The 21,362-nt window shown below is 60.5% G+C and carries 17 protein-coding genes; 13 read left to right on the top strand and 4 right to left on the bottom strand.

Going from position 1 to position 21,362, the window contains the following annotated elements; genetic code table 11:
* Positions 1 to 101: 101 nt before the first annotated feature.
* The 8 genes from ACRRQW_RS09050 (at position 102) to eutC (ending at position 9,485) form a co-directional block, all read left to right on the top strand.
* Complete coding sequence (locus ACRRQW_RS09050) at positions 102 to 677, top strand: ECF-type sigma factor (RefSeq protein WP_438480972.1); 576 nt, start codon at positions 102 to 104, stop codon at positions 675 to 677.
* Between the two features lie 114 nt (positions 678 to 791).
* Positions 792 to 3,599 (top strand): protein kinase domain-containing protein, encoded by a 2,808-nt coding sequence (locus ACRRQW_RS09045; RefSeq protein ID WP_438480971.1) that lies wholly within the window; start codon positions 792 to 794, stop codon positions 3,597 to 3,599.
* Between the two features lie 3 nt (positions 3,600 to 3,602).
* On the top strand, positions 3,603 to 4,112 hold the full coding sequence (locus tag ACRRQW_RS09040; protein ID WP_438480970.1) for a hypothetical protein: 510 nt from the start codon (positions 3,603 to 3,605) through the stop codon (positions 4,110 to 4,112).
* A gap of 162 nt (positions 4,113 to 4,274) precedes the next feature.
* The gene (locus ACRRQW_RS09035) at positions 4,275 to 4,661 is read left to right on the top strand and encodes a GntR family transcriptional regulator (RefSeq protein WP_438480969.1); all 387 of its coding nucleotides are present in this window, start codon (positions 4,275 to 4,277) and stop codon (positions 4,659 to 4,661) included.
* Positions 4,658 to 5,575, top strand: coding sequence for an ABC transporter ATP-binding protein (locus ACRRQW_RS09030; protein WP_438480968.1), 918 nt, complete (start codon positions 4,658 to 4,660; stop codon positions 5,573 to 5,575). The genes ACRRQW_RS09035 and ACRRQW_RS09030 overlap by 4 nt, the downstream gene beginning before the upstream one ends.
* Positions 5,572 to 7,245, top strand: coding sequence for a hypothetical protein (locus tag ACRRQW_RS09025; protein ID WP_438480967.1), 1,674 nt, complete (start codon positions 5,572 to 5,574; stop codon positions 7,243 to 7,245). The genes ACRRQW_RS09030 and ACRRQW_RS09025 overlap by 4 nt, the downstream gene beginning before the upstream one ends.
* 115 nt (positions 7,246 to 7,360) lie before the next feature.
* On the top strand, positions 7,361 to 8,746 hold the full coding sequence (locus ACRRQW_RS09020) for an ethanolamine ammonia-lyase subunit EutB (RefSeq protein WP_438480966.1): 1,386 nt from the start codon (positions 7,361 to 7,363) through the stop codon (positions 8,744 to 8,746).
* Positions 8,736 to 9,485 carry an ethanolamine ammonia-lyase subunit EutC gene (gene eutC / locus ACRRQW_RS09015; protein WP_438480964.1) on the top strand — a complete coding sequence of 250 codons (750 nt, stop codon included), beginning with the start codon at positions 8,736 to 8,738 and terminating at the stop codon, positions 9,483 to 9,485. The genes ACRRQW_RS09020 and eutC overlap by 11 nt, the downstream gene beginning before the upstream one ends.
* Positions 9,486 to 9,490: 5 nt before the next feature.
* On the opposite strand, the gene ACRRQW_RS09010 is transcribed toward eutC, so the two are convergent.
* Both ACRRQW_RS09010 and ACRRQW_RS09005 read right to left on the bottom strand, forming a co-directional pair.
* Complete coding sequence (locus ACRRQW_RS09010) at positions 9,491 to 11,908, bottom strand: ABC transporter permease (protein ID WP_438480962.1); 2,418 nt, start codon at positions 11,906 to 11,908, stop codon at positions 9,491 to 9,493.
* 57 nt (positions 11,909 to 11,965) lie between these two features.
* Positions 11,966 to 12,427 (bottom strand): hypothetical protein, encoded by a 462-nt coding sequence (locus ACRRQW_RS09005; RefSeq protein ID WP_438480961.1) that lies wholly within the window; start codon positions 12,425 to 12,427, stop codon positions 11,966 to 11,968.
* Positions 12,428 to 12,582: 155 nt separating this feature from the next.
* On the opposite strand from ACRRQW_RS09005, the gene ACRRQW_RS09000 reads away from it, so the two are divergent.
* Entirely contained in the window at positions 12,583 to 12,957 is a 375-nt protein-coding gene (locus ACRRQW_RS09000) for a hypothetical protein (protein WP_438480960.1), read from the top strand.
* 18 nt (positions 12,958 to 12,975) lie between these two features.
* On the opposite strand, the gene ACRRQW_RS08995 is transcribed toward ACRRQW_RS09000, so the two are convergent.
* Positions 12,976 to 13,242 carry a hypothetical protein gene (locus ACRRQW_RS08995; protein ID WP_438480958.1) on the bottom strand — a complete coding sequence of 89 codons (267 nt, stop codon included), beginning with the start codon at positions 13,240 to 13,242 and terminating at the stop codon, positions 12,976 to 12,978.
* 133 nt (positions 13,243 to 13,375) lie between these two features.
* Between ACRRQW_RS08995 and ACRRQW_RS08990 the strand changes: the two genes are divergently transcribed.
* The gene (locus ACRRQW_RS08990; protein WP_438480957.1) at positions 13,376 to 15,232 is read left to right on the top strand and encodes a hypothetical protein; all 1,857 of its coding nucleotides are present in this window, start codon (positions 13,376 to 13,378) and stop codon (positions 15,230 to 15,232) included.
* Between the two features lie 94 nt (positions 15,233 to 15,326).
* On the opposite strand, the gene ACRRQW_RS08985 is transcribed toward ACRRQW_RS08990, so the two are convergent.
* The gene (locus ACRRQW_RS08985) at positions 15,327 to 15,533 is read right to left on the bottom strand and encodes a SlyX family protein (RefSeq protein WP_438480956.1); all 207 of its coding nucleotides are present in this window, start codon (positions 15,531 to 15,533) and stop codon (positions 15,327 to 15,329) included.
* Positions 15,534 to 15,604: 71 nt separating this feature from the next.
* Between ACRRQW_RS08985 and ACRRQW_RS08980 the strand changes: the two genes are divergently transcribed.
* The 3 genes from ACRRQW_RS08980 (at position 15,605) to ACRRQW_RS08970 (ending at position 21,306) form a co-directional block, all read left to right on the top strand.
* Positions 15,605 to 15,844 (top strand): hypothetical protein, encoded by a 240-nt coding sequence (locus tag ACRRQW_RS08980; protein ID WP_438480955.1) that lies wholly within the window; start codon positions 15,605 to 15,607, stop codon positions 15,842 to 15,844.
* A gap of 245 nt (positions 15,845 to 16,089) precedes the next feature.
* Positions 16,090 to 17,553, top strand: a complete 1,464-nt coding sequence (locus ACRRQW_RS08975; protein WP_438480954.1) for an alpha-L-fucosidase — start codon at positions 16,090 to 16,092, stop codon at positions 17,551 to 17,553.
* 282 nt (positions 17,554 to 17,835) lie between these two features.
* Positions 17,836 to 21,306 carry a carboxypeptidase-like regulatory domain-containing protein gene (locus tag ACRRQW_RS08970; RefSeq protein ID WP_438480953.1) on the top strand — a complete coding sequence of 1,157 codons (3,471 nt, stop codon included), beginning with the start codon at positions 17,836 to 17,838 and terminating at the stop codon, positions 21,304 to 21,306.
* Positions 21,307 to 21,362: the final 56 nt, after the last annotated feature.

The following is a 21,362-nucleotide window of genomic DNA, read 5'->3' as shown; positions in this document are numbered from 1 at the left end:
TGCCAAAAGGGGCCACGCAGTCGAAAAAATTTTAATTGCACAATGACTGCCCGAGTGAATTGCGCTTCTCATCACGACGGGCATCCGCCATCTCTCGCGCCGTGAAGGCCGATGACATCACCCTCGTCTTGCAGCGCGCCGGTCAGGGCGATCCGCATGCCGGCGATCAGCTGCTGCGGCTGGTTTACGAAGAGCTGCGCCAGCTCGCCGCCGCGAAACTCGCGCGCGAGCACCCGGGCCAGACGTTGCAAGCCACCGCGCTGGTGCACGAAGCCTGGCTCCGCCTCGGCGGGGAAGACCAGCCGCACTGGGCGAATCGCGCGCATTTTTTTGCCGCCGCCGCCGAAAACATGCGCCGCATCCTCGTCGACAACGCCCGCCGCAAACGCGCCATTCGCCACGGCGGCGATCTCGCGAAGCTCAGCGCGAGCGAGACTGGTTTCGATTTCGCTTCGCCCACCGCCGACGATGAGGAACTGCTGCTCGTGCACGAAGCGCTCGATGCCCTCGCCGCGCAGGACGCGCGCAAAGCGGAACTCGTTAAACAAAAATATTTCGTCGGCCTGACATTGGAAGAAGCCGCCGACGTGCTCGGCATTTCCGTGCGCACCGCCAAACGCGAGTGGGCTTACGCGCGCGCGTGGTTGTTCAACGAGGTCCAGCGCCTGCGCAGATGACGCGAGGGATTTTTTTTGCAGCGATGACCCTTTTTCACCCCGCAGCACGCTTTGAGTTCGATGTGTGATGACCTCAACCACTGACATGCCTGGCATACGTCCAGTTTCCGCCTGATGAATCGCGAAGAGGAAATCTTCGGCGACGCGATCGAATTGCCCGCGGACGAACGCGCCGCGTTTCTCGATCAAGCGTGTGCGGGCGACGGTGCATTGCGCGCCCGGCTCGCTACGCTGCTCGCCAGCCACGAAGCCGCGGACGATTTCATGGCTCGTCCGTCAGCTTCGCGCGCCGAAGCGCTGCCCGAAGAAAAACCGGGCGATCAGCTCGGACGTTATACGTTGCTGAAAAAAATCGGCGAAGGCGGCTGCGGCGTCGTCTATCTCGCTGAGCAAAGCGTCCCCGTCCGCCGCCGCGTGGCGTTGAAAGTCATCAAGCTCGGCATGGACACGCGCGAAGTCATGACGCGCTTCGAAGCCGAGCGGCAGGCGCTCGCGTTGATGGATCATCCGGATATCGCGCGCGTATTCGACGCCGGCGCGACTGACACCGGGCGGCCGTATTTCGTGATGGAATACGTCGACGGCGTGCCGATCACGAAATTCTGCGACGAACACAGCATTTCGCTGGGAGCCAGGCTGGAGCTGTTCGCCCGCGTGTGTCTCGCGCTGCAACACGCGCACCAGAAAGGCGTCATCCACCGCGACATCAAACCGTCGAACGTGCTCGTCACGTTGCAGGACGGCGTGCCCACGCCGAAGATCATCGACTTCGGCATCGCCAAAGCCACGCAAGGCCGGCTCACCGATCACACGCTGGTCACGGCGTTCGAGCAATTTATCGGCACGCCCGCCTACATGAGCCCGGAACAAGCCGAGTTGCGCGCACTCGATATCGATACGCGCAGCGACGTCTACTCGCTCGGCGTGTTGCTCTACGAACTGCTCACCGGCCAGCCGCCCTTCGATCCCAAATCGCTGATCCAAGCCGGCGTGAATGAAATCCGCCGCATCATTCGCGAAGTCGAGCCGCCGCGTCCGTCGACCCGCATCTCTACGCTGACCGACGAAGATCGCGCCACCGTCGCTCGCTTGCGCAGCGCGGCGCCCGCCCAACTCACGACCACGCTCCGTGGCGACCTCGACTGGATTATCATGCGATGCCTGGAAAAGGATCGCGAGCGGCGCTATGGCACCGCGCACGAACTCGCCGACGATGTGCGGCGCTATCTGCGGAGTGAACCGGTGGTGGCGCGCCCACCTAGCGCGGTTTATCGCACGCAACGTTTTGTGGCCCGCAACCGTCTCGCCTGCGCCAGTGGCGCCGCCGTCGCGCTCGCCCTTGTGCTCGGCACGGTGGTGAGTGTGCGTCAGGCCATTCGCGCCACGCACGCGGAACGCATCGCGCGCGCCGAACGCGACTCCGCCACTCTTGCGCAACATGCCGAAGCGCTCGCCCGCACCGACGCGCAACGCCGGCAGGATCAAGCGGAAGACCTGCTCACTTTCATGCTCGGTGATTTTCGCACCGAGTTGCAAAAAATCGGCCAGCTCAAGCTCCTCGATTCAATCGGCGCGAAGGCCCAGGCGTATTTCGCCGCGCTCGACCCACGCGATCTCACCGACGCAGCGCTCACGCGTCAGTCCAAGGCACTCACCCAGATCGGCGAGGTGCGTCTGTCGGAAGCTCGCTTGGCCGAGGCGACGGAAGCTTTCCAAAAGGCCTACGACCGCGCCGCCGCGCTGTTCGCCCGCCACCCTAAAAATGGCGACATGCTCTTCGAACGCGCGCAGGCGGAATACTGGATCGGCTTCGCTGCCCGGCGGCGCGGCGATTACGCGCAATGGCGGGAATGGTTCGTGCGTTACCGCGACTCCGCACTCGAATTGGCGGCTCTTGAGGGCAACACCACGCGCGCGCGCACCGAGGTAAGCTTCGGCCACCACAATGTCGGCACCGTCGAACTCGATCTCGGCAAACTCGACGCGGCGCGCACCGAATTCCTCGCCGCGCGCACGATGGTGGAAGCGCTGCTCGCCGAAAAGCCCGGCGACACCCAACTCAAATACCGGCTCAGCGACATCGCGTCGTGGTTGGGCACAATTGCGGAGCGCGACGGCCGTTACGACCATGCGCTCGCGGGCTACACGGAAATGGAAACGCGGATGGCAGAGCTGGTCGCGCTTGAGCCCAAAGTCGCGCGCTGGAAAACCCGTTTCGCTGAAAGCCTTTTTTTAAAAGGCCTCGCGCAGTGCCTGCTCGGTCAACGCGACGACGCTCTCCGCACCTATGAACTGGCCAAGCGCAGCCGCGAGCAACTGGTCGCCCAGGATCAGCGCAACCGCGACTGGCATCTCTCGCTGCTAAAAATCGAATTACAACAGGCGACGCTCCTCGCCGCCAACGACGACCGCGCGGCCGCACAACCCATCGTCGACTCTGCGCGCGAACGCCTCACCGCCCTCCTGAAAGAGCAAGCGTCGTCGCCGCTTTTCATGCGTTACCTCATGATCGCCTGGCGACTGGAAGCGTGGTTGCGCCTCGCCAACGCTCGCTCCGACGCCAACGCCGCGATCAACGAAGCGCTCGAGGTCGGCGAAAAGCTGCACAACGAAGATTGGGCGCGCGCTGAATTTGCCCAAACGCTGCTTTTGGCCGGCCGAATCGCCGATCGAGACCACCAACCCGACCTCGCAAAAAAACACTGGGAGCGCACTTACGCGACCGTCGCGCCTTCACTCGCCGGTTCGCGCGACTGGAAATTTCTCGACCCCGCCGCGCAAGCCTTGACCCTGCTGCATCGCTCCGACGAAGCCGCGCCCCTCCTCGCGCAGCTGAAAAAATTCCGCTACCGCTCCACCGATTCTCTGGCGGCTTCCATTCTGGAGGTTGCCATACCCACCACCTCAACCCGTCAGCCATAAATCATGTCTTCCGATCAAGCTCCCACCCTTCCCGGTCTGCCCACCGGCATGCTCACCGTCACCGTGACCCAGTTCCGTTCACTCGGCGCGCTCACCGAACTCCAAGCCACGTTAAGTGACTGGACTGGATTCTACACGGCTCCCGGCGTGCCGATGCCCCAGCCACCACCGACGCTTACATTAAGCGACAACGATGTGGCGATCAGCAGCACCGGCCCCATCCGTCTCATTTTCAACCTCCCCGACCCGCGCTACGTATTGCTCGGCGTCGCGTGGCAGGCCGATGTTCGCCAAAATAACGTCGGCGAAAAAACGTTCCCCAGCGTCTTCATCGAACGTGACGCGTGCGTGGATGCTTCGTTCAAGTCCGGCCTTTCCTCCGGAACTTTCCTGACGATCACGGACAACGCCCAGAACCCCGGGTATTACGAATATGTGCTCCTGATTCAGGATGTCTCCACCGGCGAGATCGGCATGTTCGACCCCGGCATGGACAACGAAGGTCAGGACTAAGCCGATTCGCGTTTGGGGTTTTAAATTGGTAGGGCGAATCCGGCGGATGAGCTGCGGCTCGTCGGGCAACTCGCCCTACCACTCATTTATTGTCGAAATCAGGGCGCTTTGAAAATCCCAGGCTTGACGGCGTTCTAAGTGTTCTAGTAGTGCTAGAACACTATGTTACCCTTCACGGTTGAATTTCGCTCCGGCGAGCCGGTTTACGAGCAGGTGCTCTACGCTGTGAAGAAGGCCGTTGTCGCGGGACAGTTTTCCCCGGGCGACCGTTTCCCCTCGGTGCGCGCGCTCAGCCAAGAGCTGCGGATCAATCCGAACACGGCGCACAAAATCGTCGCTGCGCTGACCGCCGACGGCGTGCTCCACGTGCAACCCGGCATCGGCACCGTCATCGCGCCACCGGTGAACGGTTCGACCGAAGACCGCGCCGCGCTCCTCAACGACGAACTTGAGCGCCTGCTGATCGAGGCTCGTCGCCTCGGGCTCGACGAGGAAAAGGTCGTCGCGGCCGTCCGCAAGCACTGGCGCAAATTTCCCAAAACCCCATGAACGCCATCGAAACCTCCCAGCTTACGCGACGCTTTGGCCGCACGTCCGCTTTGGTCGACCTGAATCTCGCCGTGCCCACCGGCAGCGTCTGCGTGCTGCTCGGGCCCAACGGCGCCGGCAAATCCACCGCCATTCGCCTGCTGCTCAATCTCCTTCGACCGACCAGCGGCAACGCGCGTGTGCTCGGTATCGACAGCACCAAACTCACCGCGCGCGATTTTCAACGCATCGGTTACGTGACCGAGGAACAAAATCTTCCGGATTGGATGACGGTGCGCCAGCTCATCAATTTTTGCCGCCCCCTTTACCCGACATGGGACGACGCGCTCGCCGCGCGACTGCTGACGCTTTTCACGCTGCCCGAAAATCGCGCGCTGAAAAAGATGTCGCGCGGCATGCGCATGAAAGCCGCGTTGCTCTCCACGCTCGCCTATCGTCCCGAGCTTTTACTGCTCGACGAACCCTTCAGCGGCCTCGATCCGCTCACGCGTGATGAATTTGTTCAAGGCCTGCTGGAGCTTCCCAACGAAGATCGGCCGACGACTACGCTGATTTCCACGCACGACATCGACGACGTCGAACGCCTCGCCGACCAAGTGGCCTTTCTCTCCGAATCGAAACTGCTCCTGTGCGAGCCCGCCGATGCGTTGCGCGCCCGTTTCCGTGCGGTCGAAATTATCGGGGCAGGCGAAGTCGGCGCATTTTCCCCGCAATCCACGTGGCTCGGCGTGCGCCAACCTTCGGATCGCGTGCTCCAGTTCACGCACAGCAGTTTCTCCCACGAAACGGAACCTGAACTCCGCAGCATTTTCCCCGGCGCAAACGTGCAAGTCCGCGCACTTACCCTGCGAGAGATCTTCCTCGCACTCGCTAAAAACGAAAAGCCGACCCGCAACGAGGAGGCCGCCGCATGAGTGCCGTGCTCCCGATCATTAAGAAAGATATCCGACGTTTCTGGCCGCTGCTCAGTCTGAGCGTTGGACTGAGTTTGTTCGCGGTGCTCAGGAACTATCACGGCTACAGCATAGAGTTCGTTCGGGACGGGTCTTCTTTCCCCGACACTTTTTTGGCGATCACGATGTTAATCTTCTGGTTTTTTTCGGTGCTGGCACTGGTGCAGGAAGATGCCCCCGGAAGCAGTAAGTCTTTCTGGCTGACGCGGCCGGTGGCACCCGCGGAACTATTCGCGGCCAAACTTGCCTTGGCCCTCGCGATCACGACGATTCCGGTCGCATTTGCCCACGGTTACCTTGCATGGCGCATCAGCGAAAGTTCCCTCTTGGGTCTGCAAGTTATGACAGGCACCGGTTTGTCCGCGGCCTTGTTTGTGGTGATCGCGATGTTTTTTTCTTCCGTCACTAACTCCGCGTTACGCACCTGTGCGGTAATTCTGCTCTGCGCTGTCGCGGGTTTGTTTTTAGGGGCGATGCTTCCTTCGCAACTCCAGCGCGAGCTCGGAATGTCCAACTCCAATCGGCGACTCATCAACTTCGCCTCAACCAATTTCGCGGCGCTTGCTGTGCTTGGCATAGGACTAACAGCGGTGATTTATCTTCAGTATCGACGCCGCGATCTGCGTCGCACCATTCCTGCCGCCGTCGCGGTGCTGTTATTCGCCCTCTGCACCAAAATCGTGTGGCCCTGGAGTATCCTACCCATCGTTTCGACTGAGCCGATCCTGCTTTATTCCGCCGGAGATTCCAAAGTGGCAATTCAGCTTAAGGGCGGTGTCGGCGAATACCGCGGCACGCCCTCCTCCACCGCTCGCCGATTGGCGCCCCATGTCGCTGGCAAAATTCAGGTCACAACTGAAGACCGGCGGCGGAGCTTCGTGGTTGGGAGTGCGACCAGCACGTTAGTGCTGCCGGACGGAGAAATGATCACGTTGCCGCAACAATTTAATCGCTACGCAAATATCAATCGCGGACTCGCACCGTGGGAACTTCGCAAAGAAGCGCCGCCGCCGGGTGCGATCACTGTGGACGCAGAGGTCACCTTGTTCGCGGCCCCGCCGGATGGAAAAATTCCCGAGACGCTGCCCGCCGGCACTTCGCTGATCAGTCAGTTGAGAGTCTTGGAACACGAACGGTTCCTCTTTTGCTCGCTGCCGTTCCGACACGGGGCCGAGCATCGGGGAGATGGATTTTTGGTGACGCTCGATAACCTGGCGGCCTACGGGAACGAAGCCCGTTGCGAACTGCGCCAGTTGCGGGCCGCCAGCTGGTTTTCCAACAACCCGAGCACGCACCCGGCGCAACGATCACCGCAACGCTTCACGAACGGGCTGCGCTTCGTGCTCTATAACGCTCGCTTGGACGAATACGCTTACGGCCGTATTACCCAAAGCCGAGTGATGGCACCGATCTTCATCGAAGAAACCGTTTACCTGTTGAAATTCACTGATCGCTTCAGCCTCCACGCGAAACTTGACGAACGCGGTCTCGATCAGGCCTGGATCAACGAAGCTGAATTGATGGTCTTCGGCGCGCGCGAAGGAGTGGAGTTTACCCACACGCTCACCGTGCCCGATTTCAAATTGCTACGTCCCGTGCCTGCAGGCGCCAGCACGAACAAAACCAATTAAGCCAACTGGGGTTGGCTTATGCATAGCAGGAAGCCCGGCTCGCTGAGAGTCGGGCTTCTCTTTTTAACGATCGTTCCGGAACGCTGCGTGCTTCTTTGCGGTCGCTTACCTATTCATGGCCGAACATCGCGTCACGCTCCGCGGCATCACTTACACGTTTCCTGATTTGCGAACCGTGCTGGCGAAAGCGACGCCCCTGCGCTCGGGTGACGAACTCGCCGGGCTCGCCGCCCCCAGCGCCATCGAACGCGTCGCCGCGCAACACGTGCTCGCCGAGGTGCCGATCACGCAGTTTCTCACCGATCACCTTGTGCCTTACGAAGCCGACGAGGTCACCCGGCTCATTATCGATACGCACGATGCTGCGGCGTTCGCTGCAGTCAAAGATCTCACCGTCGGGCAATTTCGCGACTGGCTCCTGCGTTACGAAACTACCGGTGTCGAACTCGCCGCGCTCGCACCCGGGCTCACGCCGGAAATGGTCGCCGCCGTCAGCAAGCTCATGCGCAACCAGGACCTCATTTTAGTCGCGAGCAAGTGCGAGGTCATCACCAAATTCCGCAACACCCTCGGCCTGCGCGGGCGGCTCGCGGTGCGCTTGCAACCGAATCACCCGACCGACGATCCGCACGGCGTCGCGGCGTCGATCATCGATGGACTGCTCTACGGTTGCGGCGATGCGGTCATCGGCATCAACCCCGCCACCGATTCACCCGAACGCGTCGCGACGTTGCTCAAACTCATCGACGAACTCGTGCACACCTACGCGATCCCCACGCAGTCGTGTGTGCTCGCGCACATCACGACGCAACTCGCCGCGCTCGCAAAGGGTGCGCCGCTCGACCTGATGTTTCAAAGCATCGCCGGCACCGAGGCGGCAAATAAAAGCTTCGGCGTTTCGCTTTCGCTGCTGCGCGAAGCTCACGACGCGACGCAGCGATTGAAACGCGGCACCCTCGGTCAGAACGTAATGTATTTCGAAACCGGCCAGGGCTCGTGTCTTTCCGCCGACGCGCATCATGGCGTCGATCAACAAACCTGCGAAGTTCGCGCCTACGCCGTCGCGCGCGCGTTTTCCCCGCTGCTGGTCAACACCGTCGTCGGCTTCATCGGCCCCGAATATCTTTACGACGGCAAACAAATCATTCGCGCCGGGCTCGAAGATCATTTTTGCGGCAAACTCCTTGGCCTGCCGATGGGCGTCGACGTGTGTTACACCAACCACGCCCAAGCTGATCAGGACGACATGGACACGCTACTCACGCTCCTCGGGGCCGCCGGCGTGAACTACATCATGGGCGTGCCCGGCGCTGACGACATCATGCTCGGCTACCAAAGCACGAGTTTCCACGACGCGCATTACCTACGCCAAGTGCTCGGACTGAAACCCGCGCCGGAATTCGAAACGTGGCTGGAAAAAATGCAGATCGCGCAACGCGGCTCCAATCGCTTGCTGCCCGTCTCACGCAACCACGCACTGCTCTCCCGCCATGAACTCTGAACCCGTGCCCGTCGATCCGTGGAACGCGTTGCAACGTTTCACCGCGGCCCGCATCGGTCGCGGTCGCACTGGCGGGAGCACCCTGACGCGCGAACTGCTCGCGTTCAACGCCGACCACGCCCTCGCACGCGACGCGGTGCATGCAGCATTCGAGATCGAGGCTCTGGCCGCCACGCTCGCGTCGCTTGGACTGGAAATCGTGTCGTTGCACAGCGCTGCACCTGACCGCGCCACTTACCTGCGTCGACCCGACTTGGGAAGAAAACTGGGAGAAGAGTCGGCTAAAATCCTCACCGCTCGCGCTTCCGCGCCAATCGACCTCGTAATCATCGTGGCCGATGGCCTTTCGGCGTCCGCCTCGCATGCGCAAGCGAAGCCACTCCTCACCGCGTTGCTTCCGAAACTGCACGCCGCCCACTTCTCGCTCGCGCCGCTTTGCCTCGTGCGCTTCGGCCGCGTCGGCCTGCTCAACGAAATCGGCGTGACGCTCCGTGCGCAGCTCGCGCTCATTCTCCTCGGCGAGCGCCCGGGCCTCGGCACCGCCGACAGCCTCGGTGCTTATTTCGAATTCGATCCCCGCGCCGGGCGCACTGATGCCGAGCGCAACTGCATTTCCAACATCCGGCCGGCCGGTTTACCTCCCGCGGAAGCCGCCGAAAGAATTGCCAACCTGCTCATCGCCGCCCGCGCTCAACGCACGAGCGGCATCACGCTCAAAGAAGATCGATTATTAGGCTGAGTTCCTCACTCCCCGCGCAGCGCCACCATCGGGTTTACGCGCAACGCGCGGAGCGCAGGAATGAGACACGCCAGCATGCCGGCAAAACCGAGCGTGAGCAACGTGCCGAGGAAAGTCGGCACGTCCGTCGCAGTGATGCCGTAGAGCTCATCCGTCTGTGTTTTCGCGGCGAAGAAGGCGAGCGTCAGTCCGATCGCGAGACCGATCAGCAAACGCACGCCGCCTTCGCGCAAAATCAGTCGCAGCACGTCGCCCGACGACGCGCCGAGCGCCATGCGCACGCCGATTTCCTGGGTGCGCTGGCTGACGCTGTAAGCCATCACGCCGTAAAGCCCGACGCCCGAGAGCAGCAACGCCACGCCGCCGAAGATACCGAAGATCCACGCGAACATTTTCTTAAAAAATTTCGCCTGCGCCACCATGTCGTCGAGCGTGCGCGACCAATACACCGGCAAATCCTCATCGATGCTCCGCACCGTGCTGCGCACGACGCCCGCCAGCGTGCTGACATCGCCACGCCCTTTGACGAAGAGCGTCATGAAACGCGCTTCCCTGGCCTGCGTATAAGGTGTGTAAGTTTGCGGCATTTCCTGCGCGCTGTTTTCAAACTGGCCTTGCAACGTGGGCGTCACGATGCCGACCACGGTGAGCCACGCCGCATCGTTTTTCACGCCAGTGCCGTAGCGAAAACGTTTTCCGAGAGGATCTTCGCCCGGCCAGAACTTCGCCGCGAACTGCGTGCTCACGATCGCCACTTTCTCCGCGGTGGCCGTGTCGCGCCCATCGAACACGCGGCCCGTCACGAGCGGGATGCCGAGCGCCGTGAAATAGTTTTCCGAAACCGTGGTCGTGCTCGCGCGCAGTTTCGGCGCCCGCTCATCAGCCGGCACCTTGCCTTCGATCGTGACGTCACTGCGATTATTCCACGTCGGTTGCTGCGAGGCGACCGCCACGCTTTCGACCGTGGCCTGACCCGACATCCGCTCCAGCAGCTGGCGGTAAAATTCGATTTGGTGCGACACGTCTTTGTAGCCGGCTTCAGGCAGGCCGATGCGATTGGTGAACACGCCCGCCGTGCGGAAACCGAGGTCTGCACTCTGCATTTTCAACACCGACCGCACATACAAGCCCGACAACACCAGCAGCACGCACGACAACACCACTTCGAAAATCACCATCAAGCGGGTGAATTTGCTGAGCGCAAAATTCGTCGAACCGCGGCCCCCATCTTTCAGCGACGCCGTCAAATCACCTTTCGATGCCCGCCACGCCGGCCACAAACCCGCCAGCAAGCAGGAGACAAAGGCCAGCCCGACGACATAAAACACCGAGTATAAATCCATCCGGAACACCATCCAGTAGGGCGGATTGCTCGCGGCGATGTAATGTCCAAAAATTTGAGTGAGCACAAAAGCGAGCGCTGAACCCAGCAGCGCACCGCCCACCGCGAGCACCATCGCTTCACCCAGCATCAAGCGGATGATCCGCAGCCGGCTCGAGCCGAGCGCGGTGCGCACAGCGATTTCCTTACTACGCACTGCCGCGCGCGCGAGAAGCAGGTTGGCAACATTCGCGCAGGCGATCAGCATGACTAAAAATACTGCCGCGAGCATCACCGTGAGCATGCGCTTCGCACCGTCGCCGATAAATTCGTCCTGCAACGGTTTCAGCGTCACGCCGATATTTTTGTTCGTGTCGGGATGCGCTTGCTCGAGCTGCTTGGCCACGCCTTGGAGTTCCGCGCGCGCCTGGTCGATCGTGACGCCAGGTTTCAAGCGACCCATCGCTTCAAAGTAACGGTTATCGCGCGCTTCGTCTTTCGCGTAGCGCAACGGCTTCCACGCATCACTTTCCTCGGGAAAACGAAAATCCTTCGGCGCCACGCCCACAATCGTCGCCCACTCGCCGTTTACTTTCACCGGTTTGCCGAGGATCGCCGGATCGGACTTGAAGCGATTTTGCCAGACGGTGTAGCCCAACACGACGACCGGCGCTGCGCCTGGAATGTCCTCGTCGGCGTGAAACCAGCGTCCCAAATAAACCGGTGTGCGCAGCATCGCCATGCCGCTGTAATTGATGGAGCACCCCGTGATGCGCTCGGGATCGAGGCCTTCGCTACTGAGGTTGAAGGTGCCTTCCTGATACGCCGCGAAGTTCTCGAAGGATTTTTGCCCGGCGCGCAGATCGACAAAATCGAGATGAGAAAGCCCGGAGCCGTCGCTTGGGTTGGTGATATTGTGATTCTCAACGTGAACCAGTCTGTCCGCTTCCGGAAACGGCAGGCCGCGCAACATCACGGAGCTGACGATGGAGAACATTGCGGTGTTCACTCCGATGCCGAGCGTCAGCGTGAGGAGCGCGACAAACGTAAACAGCGGGCTCTTCGCGAGAGCCCGCAAAGAAAGGCGCAGGTCGGACAACATAGGTGTGGCGTGGGTTTGCCTAACAACCCACCCATCGCGCGCGAAGTTGCAGAAACTTTAAAGCGGCGCGAAGCCCACGACCAGGCCGACCACGGCACCATACGCGACGTGACCGGCGAAATGGCTGAGGCCGATGAGCAGATCGGCCTCCTTGAATTCTTCCAACGGATGTTGATCCGCCACGACCCACACGAGCATCAAACTCACCACGATCCCGTGAAAGGCGCCCACCCCGAGCCCGACCATCAGTGCCTGCGGCATGCCCGTGTAAGCAAGCGTGACCATCAGCAACGTGTAAACAAAACCGAAGCCAATCGCCACGGTTGCATGCACGATCACGCCGACGCGCCGGGCGTTTTCGCGCGTCTTCGTAATCAAACTACCCAGCGCGAGAATCATATCGCCTTGGCCGCCGCTCGCTTTGCGAATGAGGCCCATGGCCACTTCCATTGCGAGCCCGCCGATCACACCCGCAGCGAGCGCGGTGCACAGGTATTCCACTAGAAATCTCGTCGTCATGACAAACTCCGGGGTTGGGGGTTACGCCGCCAGCGTTGCGATTCTTGCGAAGAACAACCCCAGCGGCTCTGAGGAAAAGCCTAGCGCACCCGCGCCAAAACTCACGGGAAAAATTCTGGCCACGCCGCGTCTGCCGCGTGACATTTCCACGCCACATGAATCCGCTCGCTCTGCTCGCTCCCTTGTTTCTCGTTTTCGAGATCTGGCAGCTTGTGCTCAGCGAACGCTACCTGGGCATCAAACAAATCCGCGTGAATGCCGATCCCCGCGAGTTACCCATGAAATCATGGATCGCGGCTACCTGGTCGATCGGGCTCATCGCTTATCTTATCTGGATGACCACGTTGTTGCTGCATCCTGTCGGACGCGCGCAAGGCATCGTGTTGCTGCTCGTCACGGCGGTCGGCTACGCGGCGCGCAGTTCGAACGGCCTGAAATGGGTGCTCGTCACGCTCACCTTCGAAGGTGCCGTGCGCATCGGCATGCTTATCTCGCTTTTCGCGATGTCATGGCGGCGGTTGGGAACGTGAGAAAGGCCGTCGTCGACCTCATGCGCGTTTCGGCGGCGCCCCAGCCGCATTCGACTGGGCGAAAAACTCCTGCGCGGCGGTGATCATTTTCGCGTATTTGCCATAGTCGCCCGCCCACGAATTGGGCACGCACACGCGCTTGAGGACGCCTTTGCCGATCTTATCCGGCGCATCCGTGTCCGGCGTTAATTCGAGCGTGAATTTTGGATCGTGCGTGTGCACGACGTAGTGCCGACCCCGCCCGCGACCGTCCCGATCAATCCGCACAAAATGAGGGAAGTTCATGGAAGTGCGCGGAGCTTAAATCGCGCCGCCGGTCGCTCAAGCGCGTTTCCTCCTCGGAGGAGCACTGGTTTAGCCTTGAGAAAGCGCGGGCCTCACACGAAAAACGTCCCGCGCGTCGCGCCTCCACCGCTCTATGAATTTGGAACCCGCTCCCCGTCTCAACAAGACCCCGTTTTTCCTCACCGCCGCAGGTTTGTTTGGCGCGATGCTTTTGATCGGCAGCTTCGCCCCTAACAAATTTGCCACGGTCCCCCTGACCAGCGCGGTGGTCTTGCTCCTCCTGAGCATCACCGCGATCATGATCCCCATTCTCGTCGATTTCGTCGCCGACACCAAAGAGGATCTTCGCGTCGAGCGCGAACGCGTCGCCGAGCAAGTCCAACGCCTCCACGCCGCCGGCGAGAGCCTCATGCGCGCCGCCGCCCAGATCAAAGCCGTCGAGGAAGCCGCCACGAAAAGCGCGCACGCCGCCGAAACGCTGCCCTACCGCATGCAGGAAAAACTCGCCGAGTTTACCCAGCAACTCGCGCACACCGAGGACGACGAACATGCCCGACTCACCGAAGAAGTCGCCACCCTCCGCCAATCCGAATCCGAGCGCCTTTACGAGGTCAGCGAAAAAATCCTCCAAGCCACCACCGGCTGGACCGCCCTCGAACTTGCCAGCCGCCAGCAACTCACCTCCGCGCAGGCTGCCAGCATCTCCTCTTTCGACAGCAAGATCGCCACGCTGACCGCGAACCTGGATGCCAAGGTCGCCGAAGCCACCGCTTCGCTCGAAACCAAACTCGCCACCGTCAGCACGGCTTTCGAAACAAAACTCAGCGGTGCCAGCACGTCCCTCGATGCCAAGCTCGCCAGTCTCGACACCACCCTCGGAACCAAAGTCACGGGCGTGGCCACGGCAATCGATACCCAAATCCAAGCTTCCCTCGCTACTTTAGAAGCCCGCTTCGCGGCGCTCACCACCGCACTCGACGAGAAACTCACCTCGTCCCAAACGACCAGCACCCCGGCAAAAAGCTCGCGCCGCACTGCCCCCATTCCCGCTACTGAAGAGCCGGTCACCTCGAATGAGCCGGAGCCAGCGCAGTCCAGCACCGAAGTAAATTCCGAAGCCAGCACGCCCGCAACCGAAGCGCCGGAAGCCACGGAGCCGGCCGCTTCCGAACTCGCTTCGACCGACACACCCATTGCAACCATCGCTGACGCCGAGCCGGCAATCACCGCCGAGCCCAACGCCGAAATCGCCGACGATAACGAAGAATCCAGCGAAGCCGCACCCGCCACTGCCCCAGTCGCTCAGGGCCACCCCCGACTCTCGAAAAAAGAGCGCCGCAAAGCAAAAGCCGCTGAGCGCGCCGCGGCGGCAGCCGCTAGTCAAACTCCCGTTACTCCGGCGCCCGCCGTCGAACTCTCAACGTCACCTGCAGCAGAACCGGCGGTCGAACTCAGCCCCACTCCACCAGAACCGATCGTCGAACGCCAACCTGCGCCTGCGCCCGCGCCCGCCTCCGCTCCCGCTCCCGTTTTCATTGAACCCGAGCCGGCACTCGCTCTCGAACCGGAACCCGCGGCGGTCGCCGTTGACGAGTCGTCTGCACCGGTCGCTCCTGACGATTTTTTCGAGCAACCCTCGGTCACCCGCACACCCGCCCCCATGCCACTTGAAGAACCTGCGGAAGAACTCTTCACCGAGCCGACCGAGCCCGTGGAAGCGGCCGCATCCTCCGACGGTGCTACGCGCTTGCTCGCGACTGCTTACATTGGCATCGGCAACAAACTTTTCATCCGTGGCGACGGTCCGGGCCTGAGCTGGGATAAAGGCGTCGCGATGCAATTTGTCTCCATCGGCAAATGGGGCTGGGCCTCGCACGAGGCCAACGCACCGATCCGCGCGAAGCTCTATAAAAACGACGACCTCGCCTCGCTCTCGGGAGAAATCACCTTATTCCCCGGCAAACACGTCGAAGCGACCGCGCTGTTTTGAGATCGTTGCGCGAAGGGTTGGCGCCACGATTCGTTTGAATGTTTCAATCGCGGCGTAAGGCGGCTCTAAAAAAACCGGACGCTTCTCGCGTCCGTCAATAATGCGGTGGTTTTTCGTCTGTAGGGAATGACTCGCCTTCGCCGCCGCCGGTTTGCGCGCGGGCTTGCAGCAGCTTCACCTCTTTGCGGAGGCGCGACACTTCTTCGCTGAGCGCCAGCATCGCTTTATCCTGCTCGGTTTGGTGGCGTTGCAGGTGGGCGTAACGCTCCTCCAAACGGGTTAATCGCACATCGTCACTCATGATTCACACGATGCAGGTTGCCGCCTACGAAGCAACCCGCCAGCGCGCTCCCGCCGATGCGCTCAGGGCCGATGCTCAGACTGCTCGTCGCGGTTTCCGTTTACGACATCATGCCGCACACTGCCTCCGAAAGCGGTCGCCACCACGGCCCGGCGTTCGAGCAGCGCATGAAAATTCCCATCGCGGAAAACATCCACCTCGACAATTTGCTCGGCTGCGCGCCCGGCATCACGCCCGCCGCGAACAAGGGACACGATCGGTTCGCGGCGCAAACACGCGACCACTTCTCAGAAAATAAAGAGGCCCGGTAACCAACCGGGCCTCTCTGCTATGCATAAGCCAACCCCCAGGTTGACTTAAAATGATCGTCGCGCGGAAACTTCATCCGGCTGCCGGCTCACGCGCTGAACTGCCGAAAGCTTACTCGTTTTCGCTCCCGTCGTCTTGCCACTAGAACACGGGACACCGATGTTTTAGTCCAAAGTGGACTCACATCGCCATTGGCCCTCTTTGAAGTGCGGCTGAAAAAATAATTATTCAGCCACCCATTATCCCCGTGCTCTCGTCGCAAAAATTTTCTTCATCCGTTCGCCATGCACTCACCGCCGCGCTCTTGTTTGCCAGCGGGCAGGTCGCAGCATTCGCCGAAAACGTTCCGTTCAAAGCCAGCTACAAATCACTCGAGAGTCACGCCACGCCCGAGTGGTATCACGACGCAAAACTCGGGATTTTCGTGCACTGGGGAATTTATTCCGTGCCGGCTTGGGCACCGACTACCCGGCAGTTCGGCCACGGGCCCGAGACGGAATTTTTCAAACAGAACCCGTATGCCGAATGGTATTTCAACAGCATGCGCACGATCGGATCGCCGACGCACGCGCATCATCTGAAAACTTACGGCGGGGAGTTCGATTACTATAAATTCGGGGCGGAGTTTAACCACGCGATTCAGCCGTGGAAGCCTGACGCCATGGCGAAAGTGTTTCGCGCCACGCATGCGCGTTACGTCGTGCTCACGACGAAACATCACGATGGGTTTACACTCTGGCCGAGCGCAGTGAAAAATCCGCATCACCCCGACGCGTTTGCGCAACGCGACCTCGTCGGCGAACTTTCCGCCGCCGTCACTGCTGAAGGCATGCGCATGGGTCTCTATTACTCCGGCGGCATCGACTGGAGTTTTCATCCCGTGCTGATCGACGGCACCCAGGACGGCCCGAAGGTTACACCGCCCGGCACGGACTACGCGGCTTATGCCGATGCGCAGCTGCGCGAACTGATCGCGCGCTATCGCCCGGCGATTTTGTGGAATGATATTCGTTACCCTGAAGCCAGCGGTCTCCTGCAAATCGTCGCGGACTTCTACAACGCGACGCCGGAGGGCGTGATCAACAATCGTTGGGGACGCTGGATGCCCCATGACTTCACCACGGCAGAATACAAAGTGATGCCGAAAATCGTGGATGAGAAATGGGAGGCTAATCGCGGCATCGGCCTTTCGTTCGGCTACAATCAGGCGGAAAGCGCGGAGCATTTTCTCTCGGTCGATGCGTTGGTAGATTCGTTCATCGATATCGTGAGCAAAAATGGAAATTTGCTGCTCAACGTCGGCCCGCGCGCGGACGGCTCGATTCCCGAAGAGCAACTTGTTCGCCTACGCGGCTTGGGGCGTTGGCTCGACGTAAACGAGGAAGCGATTTTCGGCACTCGACCGTGGGTCGAAGCTGACGGACGCATCCTCGAAAGCGACGGACGCGTGCGCTTCACTTATCGCGCTGATCGCAAAGGCGGTATCGTTTACGCGTTGTTGCTCGATCGGCCGGAAAATTCTCACGTGACGCTGATCGGCGTGGTTCCTCAGTCCGAAAACACCGCAATTCACCTGCTGGGTTTACCGACGCCGTTAGTGTGGCGACGCGCGGGTGACAGTGTGGAAATCGAACTGCCCGCTGAGCTACCCGAATCCTCCGCGCATGCGTTGAGCATTTCGCCTCAACCCGCCCGCTTGTTGCGCAAATAACCGCGGCCCACCGGGCGCCCGGGAGGCGACAAACGTGGAAACGGCTCTTAAAAGCTCCTCACTCTGAGCGGCGCTTAGGATTTCGTTAGTTTGGGCAGAAAATCAGGCACCCATATCCCGTATTCACGGGGCATGACATCGTGGGTGGTAAACGGTAATCTTTTGTCACCCCGCACGCCATCCCTCACGGCGCGCAACCCCCACTTCATACCCCGACACAGTCTTCAGCCCGGGACGGCCCCGGCTGATTTTCGCTTTGTCACCCTACCCACAAACCTAGCTATGCATCCCACCCCACACAGTTCGTTCGTGGCCTTACTCGGCCGCTTCCTCCCTCAACGGATGTCCCTCTTTGCGCTCATCGCAGGCGTCCTTTTGTCATTTGCCACTGGCTTCAGCCAAGAGTCCACGACCGGCACGATCACGGGCCGTGTCTTCAACGCGAGCAGCGGCGGCTACCTCAACAACGCCCGGGTGCGCGTCGAGGGCACTTCCATCGAAGCCTATACGAATTCGAACGGCGAATACACGTTGCGCTCGGTTCCCGCGGGCGAAGCGAAATTGCGCGTCACGTATTCCGGTCAGACCGACTTGCGCGCAGCGGTCGCGGTCGCGGATGGTCAGGCGGCGGAGGCGAATTTTACTTTCAACGCCAGCTCCTCCAACGCGGATGCGCAAACCGTCGTGCTCGATAAATTTGTCGTCGAAGCCCAGCGCTTTAAGAATGCGCAGGAACTCTCGATTAACGAAGAGCGCATGTCCGTGAACATCAAGTCCGTCATCGCGACCGACGCACTCGGCTACATCAAGGACGGCAACATCGGCGAATTCGTCCGCTTCCTTCCCGGCGTCGATGTCGAAAACGGTGCATTCGGCGCGGGCAGCAATCCGGACAACGCGACCACCGTCGCCGTGCGCGGCTTCGGGGCCGACAGCACGGCGGTCATGATCGACGGCGTGCCCATGGCCAGTGGTTCCACCAGCGGCCTCACCCGCGCGGTGCAGCTGGATGCGCTCTCCATCAACAACGCGAGCCGGCTCGAAATCATCAAGGTCGCGACACCCGACATGCGTCAGGACGCCCCTGGCGGCACGATCAACCTGATCACGCGGGGCGCGTTCGAACTAGCACGGCCAGTTTACGAAGTCTCCGGCGCGTTTAACTACAACACGCTGGCGCCGGACGTCTTCGAGAAAACTCCCGGGCCTTATGAACCTCGCTTCAAAACGCTGCCGAGCATCCGGGCCAGCGCATCGATCCCTCTCTCGAAAAAAATCGGTATCACCGCTTCGGCGGCTTCGGACAACAAATACTCCCTCACTCGCCGCGCCAGCATGCGCGATTGGTTTTACACCCCGCGCACCAGCACGGGCAGCGGCGTGACCGCCCAAGTTTCTAACTCTAAAGGGGCCATTAACGTCACGAACCCAGTGGTCGACCGACTCGAACTCAACGAATCCCAATGGGTGGAATACCGCCAATCGGGTAACTTCCGGGTCGACTGGCGCCCCATTCCAGAACTTGAGATTCGCGCGAATGCGCAGGTGTCCGTTTTCGAGGGCATCGGCATGAATCGCCGCACCCAATGGCGCTACAGCGGCGGCGTGGGCATCAAAGACTGGGGTGAAGATTATGTGACCGGCTATCAACGCACCGCGACTTTCAATCCCAGCGTAAGCGGTTCCATGAACGTGGATGCTCGCGACCGCGACGGCTTCACTTCACAAGGCTACATCACCGCCGCCTACAACAAAGGTCTTTGGAAGGTGTTCGCCAGCGCGACGGCGTCTGAATCGTTCAATACGGCGCCCGATCGCGCGAACAAGCACTTCTCATCGGTTGACGCCAACCTCACGGGCAGCCGCATGGACTTCGTCGGCATCAACAAAGGTGTCGTGAGCCAAATCCTGCTCTACGACGCGGCCGGCAATCCGTTGAACTACTCCCCACTGTCCGCGTGGGATACGATTTTGGTGGATGGTTTCCGCGCCCGCTCCAGCCAATCGAGCAACCGCGACTTGGTGAAGAGCTACAAGTTGGATGTATCGCGCGAACTGGATTTCCTGCCCTTCCCGATGACGGTGAAAGCGGGCAGCCTGTATGAATCAAAGAGCAACCATCGTTGGGGCCTCGGCGCGACCAACGAGATGCGTTACATCGGACCCAATATCGCCAATTCCGAAATCCAATCTCCTTACCTCAGTGAAGCCACGACGGGATATGCCCAGCCGCAAAGCTGGATGGACGGCCACAAGATCTATCAGATCTACGAGGAGCATCCCGAATATTTTACGGATCAGTATATCGCAGGCACGACCCATACTCCGGCAATCAACTACCTCTCGCGCGTGGGCAATCTCAAGGGCCTGACGGAAACGACCATCGATTATTACGGCATGGCTACCGCCAAGTTCTTCACCAATCGCCTCACCGTGATTGGCGGCGGTCGTCAGAGCCGCAAAACCCGCAAAGGTTACAACGTCTTCAACAATCCGAATTATAACTTCGTGACCAACGCTGACGGCACGCGTTACCGCGACTCGGTTTATACCGCCGGCGTGCGTTTCGACGGCAACGAAAACACCACCTACGCCGCAGGCGATTCTCGCCGGGCGGCGAACGCCGTGCTGACTGACACCGCGCTGCGCACCCGCATGCAGGCGGCGGGCGTCGATTATCTCCCCACCCAACTCTCACTCGCCCCGAACGGCGCGGCGATCTCCAACGTGAATCAAAACCTGTTCCTGGCTATGCGTAATCGTTATACGAAGTCGGTCGACGCCTCGAGAACGGAGCCCATCACTCCGCAATTCATCGTCGACTACGCCATCACCGACACCCTGAAAGCCCAGGTTTCGTGGACGAAAGAACACCGCCTGCCTGACATCGAAGGCAACAACGCTCTCCTAGTCAGCGGCGCGAATTTCCAGATCACGGAACCAGCGATTCCCGATCCCTCCGTGTTGGGCGGCAACGGCACCATCACACTCTCGAACGTCGGTGGCGAACCGGAGATCAACACATCGTATAATTTCAAATTGGCCTACTATCCGAAAAACGGTTCCGGCAAATACTCGATCTCCTACTACTACAAGATCGTGGATAACGTGTGGGAAACGATTCAGGTTTTTAACACCAGCCCCGACTACAATGCGCTGCTCGAAGCCGCTGGTTTGAGTGCTGAAGGCTACGATAATTTCCGCATCGACACCACCCTCGCCCTCGGCGTGCAGCAGATCCGCAAGGGCTTCGAAATCGAGCTGGCGCAAAACTTCGGCATCCTCGCCCCCTGGGCCCGCGGGATCGATGCGTTTGTCACCTATACTCTGCGTCCCGCCCCGATCGTGACCAGTGGTGCGACCAACCTCGGCTACATGCTCGAAGGCGACATCCGCGCCAAGTGGACCGGCGGCCTATCTTACAGTGCGCGTCGTTTCTCGGTGCGCGCCCTCGTCACCTACACCGAACCAGGCCGCACCCACGATTCCGCTCCCACGGTCACGTTACCCGATGGCACCAGCCGCGTGCTTCAACTCTATAATTTGAACGACATTCCGCCTGATGTTCGCGTCCAAGCCAACTACGTCATCAATAAAAACTTCACCGCGTTTGTGACGGCGGAGCGTTTGTTCTCTTCGAAGACCTATCAGCTTCTCGATGATTCGGTGGATCTTCTCCCAGCCTACGCCAACTACCGTCGCATGGACGACCGCGGCATCGCGATCGCTGCCGGTATCACCGCCACCTTCTAATCGAAATTAAACGTTCAACTCTCCGAGGCCCGGCGTCACTGCCGGGCCTTTTTATT

Origin of the sequence: Oleiharenicola lentus, from assembly GCF_051660365.1 — a bacterium.
GTDB lineage: Bacteria > Verrucomicrobiota > Verrucomicrobiia > Opitutales > Opitutaceae > Lacunisphaera > Lacunisphaera lenta_A.
This window is presented reverse-complemented; position numbering and strand designations above follow the sequence as displayed.

Excerpts from the sequence above, each read along its gene's own strand:
- ACRRQW_RS09045 (WP_438480971.1), top strand. The coding sequence starts at position 792 with ATGAATCGCGAAGAGGAAATCTTCGGCGACGCGATCGAATTGCCCGCG.
- ACRRQW_RS09040 (WP_438480970.1), top strand. The coding sequence starts at position 3,603 with ATGTCTTCCGATCAAGCTCCCACCCTTCCCGGTCTGCCCACCGGCATG.
- ACRRQW_RS09035 (WP_438480969.1), top strand. The coding sequence starts at position 4,275 with ATGTTACCCTTCACGGTTGAATTTCGCTCCGGCGAGCCGGTTTACGAG.
- ACRRQW_RS09030 (WP_438480968.1), top strand. The coding sequence starts at position 4,658 with ATGAACGCCATCGAAACCTCCCAGCTTACGCGACGCTTTGGCCGCACG.
- ACRRQW_RS09025 (WP_438480967.1), top strand. The coding sequence starts at position 5,572 with ATGAGTGCCGTGCTCCCGATCATTAAGAAAGATATCCGACGTTTCTGG.
- ACRRQW_RS09020 (WP_438480966.1), top strand. The coding sequence starts at position 7,361 with ATGGCCGAACATCGCGTCACGCTCCGCGGCATCACTTACACGTTTCCT.
- eutC (WP_438480964.1), top strand. The coding sequence starts at position 8,736 with ATGAACTCTGAACCCGTGCCCGTCGATCCGTGGAACGCGTTGCAACGT.
- ACRRQW_RS09010 (WP_438480962.1), bottom strand. The coding sequence starts at position 11,908 with ATGTTGTCCGACCTGCGCCTTTCTTTGCGGGCTCTCGCGAAGAGCCCG.
- ACRRQW_RS09005 (WP_438480961.1), bottom strand. The coding sequence starts at position 12,427 with ATGACGACGAGATTTCTAGTGGAATACCTGTGCACCGCGCTCGCTGCG.
- ACRRQW_RS09000 (WP_438480960.1), top strand. The coding sequence starts at position 12,583 with ATGAATCCGCTCGCTCTGCTCGCTCCCTTGTTTCTCGTTTTCGAGATC.
- ACRRQW_RS08995 (WP_438480958.1), bottom strand. The coding sequence starts at position 13,242 with ATGAACTTCCCTCATTTTGTGCGGATTGATCGGGACGGTCGCGGGCGG.
- ACRRQW_RS08990 (WP_438480957.1), top strand. The coding sequence starts at position 13,376 with ATGAATTTGGAACCCGCTCCCCGTCTCAACAAGACCCCGTTTTTCCTC.
- ACRRQW_RS08985 (WP_438480956.1), bottom strand. The coding sequence starts at position 15,533 with ATGAGTGACGATGTGCGATTAACCCGTTTGGAGGAGCGTTACGCCCAC.
- ACRRQW_RS08980 (WP_438480955.1), top strand. The coding sequence starts at position 15,605 with ATGCTCAGACTGCTCGTCGCGGTTTCCGTTTACGACATCATGCCGCAC.
- ACRRQW_RS08970 (WP_438480953.1), top strand. The coding sequence starts at position 17,836 with ATGCATCCCACCCCACACAGTTCGTTCGTGGCCTTACTCGGCCGCTTC.